The following is a 10,507-nucleotide window of genomic DNA, read 5'->3' on the forward strand; positions in this document are numbered from 1 at the left end:
ATCACGAAACCCGTGGGATGACTCTGTCCGGGGAAAGCGGAGCCTCGACTATCAGCCGATTTGTGCAACAGAGCCAGGCCTGGTTGCAGCCGATGCAGGCGCGAATGTCCTCCAGCTGCCCTGCCCCGGCCTTGGCGGGCATTTCGGGGTCGCAAATCACCGCCGGGTCCGAGGCGCATTTTCCTCGCCAGATGCGCTGCCCGTCGCATCGGATCGACACTGCGGTCTCTTTCATCGAAACGTCCAGACCGAAATATTTATCTTCAGGGCTGCTCTCCTCCGGATGTTTGGAACCGGCGTCAAGGCAAGAGCCCGTATTTTCGTCTTATCGGAGATCAGCCACTCTCCCGGTCTCACCCGGCGTTAGTGTGCCTCGACCCGCGATTACCCCATGTCTGATGCCCGAGGGGGCAGAACCCCACGACGGCGACCGGTTGTTTCTGTGCTTCTCTATCGACCGCGAAACTGAAAACCTCCCGGTACCTGGTCACATGCCGCAACCCATCCCCGATGGCTGGCTTCGGTGTCCCCTGGAACGCTACCTCGCTGAGCGCCTCACCCGGAAGTTCGATCCCCGCATCTGTTTCGCTTCTCGCTGAAATGCCCCCGGCAGAGCCATCACCCAGATCCCGACATCTCCCGGGCACGTAGTCGAGTAGAATCTCGGCGCTGGCGTTTCATAGACAGACATCATGAGTTATGAAAATTTGTTGTTTGCTAAGGACGGCGGAAATCCCAAATTCTTGAGGATACCAACACTAGGTATCATTTAACAAACAAGGGTATTCCGACTGATAAAAACGAACACGATCCGCTGCCCTGCCTCCCAAAAGCAGCCGCTGCTGGTCAACCATGAATGGGGGTGAGCAAAGGGTGGCCGTGGCGGAGGCTTCATGCACGTGTCGGGCGGATGACCCATTGAGGAATGAAATGAACTCCATCGCCACGCGAACGGTTGTGAGCCTCCTGATCATCGTAAAAGGATGTGCGCCGTGCGGCCCTTACGCCCCAGACCTCTGTGACCACTTGGAGCTCTAATGTCCACGCGCTTTTCTCAACTGCGCAAGATGGATCCGACGAAGGGGGCGCAGTTGCCCGGCCGCAGCCCCAACAACAATGACCGAATAGAGATCGGGCCAAGCCAGCTAGCCTACCGTGAATGGGAAGAAGCTGATCTGACGCCGGCCAGTTTGCCCCGGATGCGTGATTTCCGCCTGAAGCGGAAGACGTGGGGGATCGTCGGGCGCGGCTGGGGCGGCCTACTGCTATTCGACCCTCTGAACATCCGCTACGCAACCGACGCGACGAACATGCAGATATGGAACACCCACAATCAGTTCAGGGCGGTACTGGTCTGCGCCGGCGGCCATATGGTTGTGTGGGGCTACAGTTGCTCGAAGCTCTTGTTGGAGCATAACCGACTGGTGTGTGAGGTCAGGTCGGGGGCGGGAATGTTCTACATCTCGACTGGCGACAAGAGTGTCGAGCAGGCCAATCGCTTTATCGGTGAAATCATGCGCGAACACGCAGGCTCCAACCGCCCGCTGGGCGTCGACAAGATTCTGCTGCAAAGGTTGTGCGCCGTGGAACGCGCCGGCTTCGAGATCGAGGACGGCGAAGAGTGCACCGAGAAGACCCGCGCGATCAAGGATCCGGACGAAATCCACGCCATGCGCTGTGCCCACCACACCTGCGAGGAATCCGTTGCCGCGAAGGAGAAGGCCTGCCGCAAGGGCGTGCAGCGGGGCGATATGAGCGAGAACGACGTCTGGGCCGTCCTTCACGGCGAAAACATCAAGCGCGGTGGTGAGTGGATTGAAACCCGGCTGCTGACCTCGGGTCCCCGAACCAATCCGTGGTACCGGGAATGCAGGCAGCGTATCATCCAGAATACCGAGATTGTCGCATTCGACACCGGCCTGATCGGCAACTACGGCATCTGCATCGACATTTCGCGCACCTGGTGGGTTGGCGACGGAAAACCTATGAACGCGATGGTATATGCGATGCGCCAAGCGCATGAGCATGTAATGACCAATATGGGGATGCCGAAACCCTGCGTGTCTTTCACAGAGCTGGTCTTCTGCGGCCACAAGCTCGACGCACGGTTCGAAGCGCAGAAATATGGCTGCAAGATGCATGGCGTGGGGCTGTGCGATGAATGGCCGTGCATCGATCATCCTGACAAGTGGGTGGAAGGCGCCTTTGACGGCGTCGTGCAACCAGGAATGGTCCTTTGCGTCGAAGCCTTGGTGGCGACCGAGGGCGGCAGCTTTTCTTCCAAGCTCGAGGATCAGGTGCCGATCACCGAGACCGGACACGAGAACCTGACGCGATATCCCTTCGACCCGAGACTGTTGGGCGAGACGTATACGACGTTGCCACAGATAGATGAAGCCTGCGTGAGTGAATCTTGCACCCAATCGGATCGGTGCATCGTCAAACGCCGCCCATTACCTTGGTGCACAAGTCATTGGCACACAAAGATATCGACCAAGCTCAAAACTCCGCCGCCTGTACTCGCAAGAAGTGTCTGACCTCAATCAAGAAGAGATAACAAATGGAATCTAAAGCAAAAGTTGTCGTCATCGGCGGCGGTGTGGTGGGGTGTAGCATCCTTTACCACCTAGCCAAGCGCGGCTGGAAGAATGTGGTCTTGCTGGAACGTCAGGAACTGACGGCAGGCTCTTCCTGGCATGCCGCAGGAAACCTCTTTACCCTGACCTCCCCGGGGAACGCCTGCGTTCTGCAGAAATATACGATGGACCTTTACCCTGAACTGGAGCGGGAAAGCGGTCAGGATTGCGGACTGCACTACGTCGGTGAAATCACGGTCGCCAAGGATGAGGAAGACATCAAGTCGCTGTCGATTTCGCGCGATTCCGCCATGCGCTACGGCATCCCTTCAGAATTTGTATCAGCCGAGCGCGCGAAGGAGTACACTCCGACGCTCAACACCGACGGTCTGGTAGGCTTCCTGCATCAAACCTGGGCTGGCTATTGCGACCCGGCCAGCGTCACCAATGCCTTCGCGAAAGCGGCCCGCAATTATGGTGCGACGATCCATCGCCATACACCAGTGCTGGAGACCAACCAGCGTGAGGACGGCAAATGGGATGTTGTGACTGAAAAGGGCACCATCGTCGCTGACAACATTGTTAACGCCGCAGGCCTCTGGGGCCGGGAGGTTGCGGCACTGGCGGGCATCAAGCTTCCGATCATGCCGGTGGAGCACCACTATCTCGTAACCGAGGAAATACCCGGGATCACGGCGGCCGAGGGGAAACACGCTCTAATCGCCTATAACGAAGCCAACCTCTATACCCGCCCGGAAGGCAACGGCATGCTGATCGGCGCCTATGAGAGCCTTTGCGTTCATTGGGCCGAAGAAGGCACACCAATGGATTTCGGCCATGAACTGCTTCCCAACGCTGTCGAGCGGATGGAAGCCAACTTCCTGGAAGCCGTCGACCTGATCCCCAGCCTTGGCGAGGTCGGCATCAAGAACATCATCAACGGGCCGATGATCTTCTCGCCCGATCTGGAGCCGATGGTCGGCCCCTACCCCGGCAAGCCCGGCTACTACTGCGCCAATGGTGTGATGACAGGCTTTAACCAGGGGGCGGGAATTGGCAAAATTCTGTCGGAGTGGATAATCGACGGCGAACCCAGCATGGACGTCAGCTTCTGGGATGTCGCACGCTTTGGCGACTACGCCGGGAAGAACTATGCGAAAGCGCTGACAAAGTACAAGTATGAGAAACGGGCCCACCGGTCCTATCCGCATCAGATCCACCCTGCAGCCCGACCTGCCAAGACTTCGGCGATCTATGACCGGCTGAAAGAGGCTGGCGCAGTGTTTGGCGTTTCCGGTGGCTGGGAAGACGTACAGTGGTACGCGACCAATGAAACCGAACGTGATCCAAAGTTCTCATACGAACGGGCCGCCTGGTCTTCGGCTGTCGAGCGCGAAGCCCGCGCCGTGCGTGAAACCGCGGGCCTGATCGAACTGACTGTCTACGGCAAGCATCGCTTCTCCGGCCCCGGTACGGTGGCCTATCTCGACAAGCTCATGGCCAACAAGGTGCCCGAAACAATCGGCAAGTCGGTGCTTTGCCCGATGCTGAGCCCCAATGGCCGGGTGATCGGTGACTTCACCGTAACACGGATCAGCGAGGACTGCTGCCTTGTACTGGGCTCAGGCTCGATGGAGAAAATCCATGAACGCTGGTTCCGCCGGCATATGCCCGAAAGCGGCGTTGCTTACGAAAACCTCACCAACCGCTACGCCGGCCTCAGCGTGGCCGGCCCGAACAGCAAGGCGATTATGGCGGCCATCGCGCCGGGAACCAGCTTCGACAGCGCAGATTTTCCCTTCCTGTCGGGCCGGCACATGGAACTGGGTCTTTGCCCGGATGCCTATGTTGTGCGCGTCTCTTATACCGGTGAATGCGGTTACGAAATCTACATGCCGATGGAGTTCCAGCGCACGGTGTTCGAGTTGATCATGAAGGCAGGCAAACCGCACGGTCTTACGCTGGTTGGTGGTCACGCGTTGATGTCGCTTCGCCTGGAGAAGGGTTTCGCGGCCTGGAATCTGGAACTGACCTCGGACTATTTCGCCAACGAAACCGCACTCGCGCGCTTTGTCCGCTACAGCAAGGACGGGTTCATTGGCCGCGAGGCCGCCATCAGCGCGAAGGAAGCGGGGCCGCGTGAAAGCTATGTGCAGTTCTCCGTGGAAGACGGCGATGGCGACGCACTTGGTGGAGAGCCGGTCTTTCTCGGGGATAACCTCGTCGGCTATACCAGTTCGGGCGGCTATGGCTATGCGGTGAATTCGAGCCTGGCGCTCGGGTTCCTGAAACCCGAGCACATGGACCCGTCGGCCGAATACGTTATCAGGATCGTCGGCAAGGACCGCAAGGCCAGGCTGCTCACCAATCCGCCATTTGATCCAGAAGGGTCGCGCATGCGCGCGTGACAATCGCTGCGCAAACGAAAAGGGCGGCCCCGGGGATGATCCGGGGCCGCCCCTGCCGTATAGCGCTGATGCATAGTGGATGACGCAGGTTCGGCGCCCTGGGGCGCCTACGCACTCTTACGCATGGACGTTTCGGCGGCTTTCCACATTGCGGGCCGCGCGAGTTACCTCTCGCGCCAGTGACTTCGCCATTGAGCGCGGCGCCATGATCCTGAACTCCATCAGACCGAAACGGATAAGAATAGCGTGGATACGCGCGACCTCGGTCTGGAGTATCGAGTTGACTGGAAATGCGCCCGGATTCAGGTCAACCGGCGCCAGCCGTGCGAGAATCTCGGTCGCACTCGTGCCGACCAGCTCGACCGTCACCCAGGCACTGGACTGGTCGGTCATATGCGCGAAACTTGCAAGTTGTTCCACGGAACGGTCGCTGACCATCAGATAGTGGGCATGACCGAACGGACACACGAAACCACCGTTTGCGGCATGCACGGCCCCGCGCTCCGGCAGGCCGAACCCGAAGTCCTCGCGCAACGCGTCGGACAAGGCCTGTCGTTGACCATTGCGCGGCGCGAGCGAGGTTATGTGGCGCGCTTCCGCTTCCGTCGCGCGGCAATCTCCGAACCTGGCCGGAAGCGTGTTTCCGCAGGCGGGTGTCTTTTGCAGGTCAAACACGGCCGCGGTCTCCTTCAGGGTCAAACTGTACCGGACCCACGATGGTACAGCGGGTTGCCTCGCCCCTGATCGGGTCGTCGCACAGAACTGTTTCGCCAAGGCGCGCAGCACCGTTCACGACGAAGCCGAGGGCGATCTGCGCTTTCAGCGTCGGCGCATAGCAGGCCGAGGTGACATAGCCGATATCATTGGCGGGGGTTCGCGCCGCCGCCGGCTCGAAGATATGGCTGCCGGAGTTGATCGTCAGCGACATATCCTGCGAACGCAACCCGACCATCTGCATGCGATGCGCGCCGGACAGCCCGGGGCGTTCGCTCATCGCTTTGCCGATGCAATCCTTCTTCTTGCTGATCAGCCCGGCGAGCCCGCAATCGGCGGCAGTGACCCGGCCATCGATTTCGGAATGCGTGATGAACCCCTTCTCTATCCTGAGGACGTTCAGGGCCTCCATGCCGTAGGGACCGCCGCCATGGGCGCGCGCCGCTTCAAGCAACTTTGTAAAAAGGCTTTCGCCATAGCATGAAGGAACCGCGACCTCGTAGGCCAGTTCACCGGAAAACGAGATCCTGAACAGACGTCCCGCCATACCGCCAAGCAGGATCTCTCCGCACGCCATGAAGGGAAACGCCTCGTTCGAAAGGTCCTTGTCCAGCAACCCGGCCAGCAGGTCGCGGGATCGTGGTCCGGCCACCGAAAACTGGGCCCATTGCTCGGTGGTCGAGATCAGGCTGACTTCCAAATGCGGGCACAGGCACTGATGGACGAACTCAAGGTGCCGCATGACCTGTCCCGCTGCTGCGGTCGTCGTGGTCAGTACATAATGATCCTCGGCCAGACGGGCCGCCGTGCCGTCGTCCATCACATGGCCATCCTCGCGCAGCATCAGGCCATAGCGGACGCGGCCTGGCTTCAGGGTCGACATCGTGTTGCTGTAAACGAAATCAAGGAACCGGCCCGCATCCATGCCCTGCACATCGATCTTGCCGAGGGTCGAGACATCGCAGATGCCGACCGTGCTGCGCACCATGGCGACTTCGCGGTCACAGGACTGCCGCCATGTGGTTTCGCCGGGTTGCGGGAAATAGGCCGGGCGGTACCAGAGGCCGGATTCGTCCATCGGTGCGCCAGCGGCGACACTGGCCTCGTGCGAAGTGGTGAACCGCTGCGGCAAAAGCCCCTTGCCACGCCCACCCGCGCCCATCGCAGCCATTGAGACCGGCACGAAGGGTGGGCGGAATGTCGTGGTGCCGGTTTCGGGGATACCGCGCCCGGTGGCATCGGCCAGCACCGCCAGTGCCGCGACATTGCTGTTCTTGCCCTGATCCGGCGCCATGCCCTGCGTGGTGTAGCGCTTCATATGCTCGACCGATGCGAAGTTCTCGCGGGCGGCCTGCCGCACGTCCTTGACGGTCACATCGTTCTGGAAATCGAGCCACGCCCGCCCCTTGCCCGGAACGAACCACAGCGGCGAAAGCCGGTAGGGCGCATCGTCGGTTTCCGGCACTGTCACGGCTGGCGTCTTCAGCCCGATGGCCTCGAGACTTGAGAGAGCCGCCGACGCGCCTTCGCGCAAAGCGCCGGACGTGGTGAAATCACCGTTGCAGGCACCGGCCGCGATCAGCCCGGGAACGGCATCTGGTTTCGGCACGAAGGCCTGGATATCCGCGTTCCAGACCGGGCGCCCGTTCAGGTGGCAGGTCAGATGCACGCTGGGGTTCCAGCCGCCGGACATTGCGAGACAATCAGTTTCTATCCGGCGCAGCCCTGTGCCGGTCTCGACCGCGACGCTGCGCAGCCCCTTGCGACCGCGCGTGTCGCCGACAACTGCACCGCGTATCACCTCAGCTCCCGCGAAGCGGGGCGCATCCTGTCGGCTGTCGATGATGGCCTGCACGCCAACCCCGGAGGCCATCAGATCGCGCACCGTATCGTATGCGCCGTCATTATTGCAAAAGAGCGTGACCGACTTGCCCGGGGCTACACCGTAACGATTCACATAGGTGCGGACGGCGCCGGCGGTCATGATCCCCGGACGGTCGTTGTTGCGAAAGGCAATGGGCCGCTCGATCGCACCGGCGGCGAGGATCGCACGTTTGGCGACGATGCGCCAGAAGCACTCCAGCGGCAGGTCCGGATTGGCCGGCAGGTGATGCCCCACACGTTCCAACGCGCCGTAAGTGCCCTGATCGTAAGCGCCGATCACGGTCGTCCGCCGCATCAGGCGCACGTTGTCCATAGACGCAAGCTCGTCGTAGACCTCGCGAGCCCAGACATAGCCGGGCTTGCCGTCGATCTCGGTCCTTTCGCCGTTCAGCCTGCCACCAAGGATGCTGTCCTCGTCGCACAGAATGACCGACGCGCCCGCCCGTGCCGCAGTGAGCGCCGCCATCAGACCCGCCGGGCCAGCGCCAATCACCAATACATCGCAGAAGGCAAAGGCGGCCTCGTACCGATCCTCTCCAGCCCGCCCGCTGAGCGCGCCAAGGCCGGCGGAGCGGCGGATCATCGGCTCATAGAGCTTTTCCCAGAACGAACGCGGCCACATGAAGGTCTTGTAGTAGAACCCCGCCGTCAGGAACGGTGACGCCAGATCGTTCAGTGCCAGGATGTCGAGGTTTAGCGACGGCCAACGGTTCTGCGACCGCGCCTCCAGCCCGCCATAGACCTCCTGCACGGTCGCGCGCACATTGGGGTCGGTCTCAGCGCCCGTTCCCACCGTTACCAGCGCATTGGCCTCTTCGCTGCCCGCACCCATGACACCGCGCGGGCGGTGATACTTGAACGACCGCGCGACCAGCTTGACGCCATTCGCCAACAGGGCCGAGGCGAGCGTGTCGCCACGATATCCCTCGAATTCGCGGCCATCGAACCGGAACCGCACCGGCGCGGCGCGGTCGATCAGACCCTTTCCCGGCAGCCTCATTGCTTGTCTCCTTGCCGGTCCCTGGCCAGTTCCGCCGTGAACACTTCATGTGTCAGCGTGTCGCGCTCGACGATCAGCCAGGCGCCGCAGCCGCTGGAATGCTGCCACAGGTCGCGTGTCCGGCCCGCTGGATTGACCCGGTTGTGAAGATACTCATTCCAGGCCCGATCGCCGGCATCCGGGTCGGGCCGGTCCAGGGCCACCGCATCGCCCAGATAGTAGAACTCCCGCCGGTCTCTTTCGCCGCAAAGGGGGCATGGGATACGCATGTCTTGTCTTTCCTCGATGCACTGCCGAACCGCGTCCGGGTCAGTGCAGGTTGTGTTGCGACCCTGACGCTTCTTCATCCATCAGCCTGTATCCGGTCCGGAACCGGTCGAGCCGATACTTCGCAGCCATGTCATGATGATTGCCCGTCGCCATGAGATGCGCCGTCGCCACGCCCGACGCTGGCACTGCCTTGAACCCGCCGTAGCACCAGCCGCAATTGAGGAACAAACCTCCGGTCTCCGCCTTGTCGATGATGGGCGAGCCATCCGGCGACATGTCCATCACGCCGCCCCAGCTGCGCAGGATCTTGGCCTTGCCCAGGGCGGGCATCAGGGTCATGCCCGCCCGCAACACCTCCTCGACGGTGGGCAGGTTGCCACGCTGCGCGTAAGAAGCGTAGAAATCCAGATCGCCGCCGAAGACCAGACCGCCCTTATCAGACTGGCTGACATAGAAATGCCCCATACCAAAGCTGATGACATGATCGACGATCGGTTTCAGTCCCTCCGTCACAAAAGCCTGAAGCACATGGCTTTCGATCGGCAGGCGCATCCCCGCCATGGCCGCGACCTGGCTTGAACGGCCGGCGACGACGATGGCGACCTTCGGTGCCTTGATGGCGCCGCGTGTGGTCTGAACCCCCGTCACCTTGCCATTCTCGATGTCGATACCGGTGACCTCGCAATTCTGGATCAGGTCCACGCCACGCCGATCCGCCCCGCGCGCATAGCCCCAGGCCACCGCATCGTGCCGCGCGGTGCCCCCGCGCGGATGGAAAAGCGCACCCTTGATCGGAAAGCGCGATTGGTCGTAGTCGAGAAAAGGCACCATCTCGCGCAACTCATCCCGGCGGATCAGCCGCGCGTCGTCGCCCTGGATCAGCATCGAGTTGCCGCGCCGCGCCGCCGTGTCGAACTGCCCATCCGAATGCAAGAGGCTGAGGATACCACGCTGCGACAGCATCACGTTGTAGTTCAGCTCCTGCTCCAGGTTTTCCCAGAGTTTCAGCGAATAGGAATAGAATTCCGAGTTGCCGGGAAGGAAATAGTTGGCTCGCACGATCGTGGTGTTGCGCCCGATATTGCCACTGCCGAGCCAGCCCTTTTCCAGCACTGCGACATTCGTGATGCCGTGGTTCTTGGCCAGGTAATAGGCCGTGGACAGCCCATGCCCGCCGCCGCCGATGATGATCGCATCATAGGCCGGCTTCGGGTCGGGGCTGCGCCAGTGTGGTGTCCAGCCCCTGTTTCCCGTCAGCCCTTCTTTCAGGATTCGGAAGGCAGAAAACTTCATCGTTTTCGTCTTTCAAGCAGCGCCGTCCGGATGGCCCCGGTTGCGGTCGCAATGTCAAAACATCAGGAGGATTTGAGGGCAGTGACCTCGATTTCCACCTTCAGCCCCGGTTTCGGCAGGCCGCAGACAACCATCGTCGCCGCCGGACGGATCGCGTCGAACTTTTCCTTCAGAACCGGAATGACCTCGGGCGCGAGGCCGTCGGCTGTCAGGTAGTAGACGGCCCGCACCACGTCCGAGAGCACGAACCCAGCCTTGTCGAGAACGGCCTCGATGGAGGCAAAGCTGTTGATTTTTGCTGAGAAGTGACCCGGTATTTTTATCGAGATTTGACCCAGCCTTGATTATGTCTCTGCGGTTAT

8 protein-coding genes are annotated in these 10,507 nt (G+C 61.1%); 2 read left to right on the forward strand and 6 right to left on the reverse strand.

Annotation, left to right across the window (positions count from 1 at the left end; translation table 11 throughout):
• Position 1 precedes the first annotated feature (1 nt).
• Positions 2–235: a hypothetical protein gene (locus tag OEZ49_RS22575; RefSeq protein ID WP_263390410.1), complete on the reverse strand. Its 234-nt coding sequence runs from the start codon at positions 233–235 to the stop codon at positions 2–4.
• 802 nt (positions 236–1,037) lie between these two features.
• On the opposite strand from OEZ49_RS22575, the gene dddP reads away from it, so the two are divergent.
• Entirely contained in the window at positions 1,038–2,537 is a 1,500-nt protein-coding gene (gene dddP, locus OEZ49_RS22580) for a dimethylsulfonioproprionate lyase DddP (RefSeq protein WP_263390403.1), read from the forward strand.
• 23 nt (positions 2,538–2,560) lie between these two features.
• A complete protein-coding gene (locus tag OEZ49_RS22585) occupies positions 2,561–4,984 on the forward strand; it encodes an FAD-dependent oxidoreductase (protein WP_263390404.1) in 2,424 nt (807 codons plus the stop codon).
• A 117-nt stretch (positions 4,985–5,101) separates the two neighbouring features.
• Here the strand turns inward: OEZ49_RS22585 and OEZ49_RS22590 are convergent, their stop codons facing one another.
• From OEZ49_RS22590 to OEZ49_RS22610, 5 genes are all read right to left on the reverse strand, one after another.
• Complete coding sequence (locus OEZ49_RS22590) at positions 5,102–5,659, reverse strand: sarcosine oxidase subunit gamma (RefSeq protein ID WP_263390405.1); 558 nt, start codon at positions 5,657–5,659, stop codon at positions 5,102–5,104.
• Entirely contained in the window at positions 5,652–8,582 is a 2,931-nt protein-coding gene (locus tag OEZ49_RS22595; protein WP_263390406.1) for a sarcosine oxidase subunit alpha family protein, read from the reverse strand. The genes OEZ49_RS22590 and OEZ49_RS22595 overlap by 8 nt, the downstream gene beginning before the upstream one ends.
• Complete coding sequence (locus OEZ49_RS22600; RefSeq protein ID WP_263390407.1) at positions 8,579–8,851, reverse strand: sarcosine oxidase subunit delta; 273 nt, start codon at positions 8,849–8,851, stop codon at positions 8,579–8,581. Before OEZ49_RS22600 ends, OEZ49_RS22595 begins: the two co-directional genes overlap by 4 nt.
• 40 nt (positions 8,852–8,891) lie before the next feature.
• Positions 8,892–10,145 carry a sarcosine oxidase subunit beta family protein gene (locus OEZ49_RS22605; protein WP_263390408.1) on the reverse strand — a complete coding sequence of 418 codons (1,254 nt, stop codon included), beginning with the start codon at positions 10,143–10,145 and terminating at the stop codon, positions 8,892–8,894.
• Positions 10,146–10,207: 62 nt separating this feature from the next.
• Positions 10,208–10,483 (reverse strand): Rid family hydrolase, encoded by a 276-nt coding sequence (locus tag OEZ49_RS22610; RefSeq protein ID WP_317853197.1) that lies wholly within the window; start codon positions 10,481–10,483, stop codon positions 10,208–10,210.
• Positions 10,484–10,507: the final 24 nt, after the last annotated feature.

The sequence above is a fragment of the Ruegeria marisflavi genome, from assembly GCF_025673445.1.
GTDB classification, from domain to species: domain Bacteria; phylum Pseudomonadota; class Alphaproteobacteria; order Rhodobacterales; family Rhodobacteraceae; genus Ruegeria_B; species Ruegeria_B marisflavi.

Excerpts from the sequence above, each read along its gene's own strand:
- OEZ49_RS22575 (WP_263390410.1), bottom strand. The coding sequence starts at position 235 with ATGAAAGAGACCGCAGTGTCGATCCGATGCGACGGGCAGCGCATCTGG.
- dddP (WP_263390403.1), top strand. The coding sequence starts at position 1,038 with ATGTCCACGCGCTTTTCTCAACTGCGCAAGATGGATCCGACGAAGGGG.
- OEZ49_RS22585 (WP_263390404.1), top strand. The coding sequence starts at position 2,561 with ATGGAATCTAAAGCAAAAGTTGTCGTCATCGGCGGCGGTGTGGTGGGG.
- OEZ49_RS22595 (WP_263390406.1), bottom strand. The coding sequence starts at position 8,582 with ATGAGGCTGCCGGGAAAGGGTCTGATCGACCGCGCCGCGCCGGTGCGG.
- OEZ49_RS22600 (WP_263390407.1), bottom strand. The coding sequence starts at position 8,851 with ATGCGTATCCCATGCCCCCTTTGCGGCGAAAGAGACCGGCGGGAGTTC.
- OEZ49_RS22605 (WP_263390408.1), bottom strand. The coding sequence starts at position 10,145 with ATGAAGTTTTCTGCCTTCCGAATCCTGAAAGAAGGGCTGACGGGAAAC.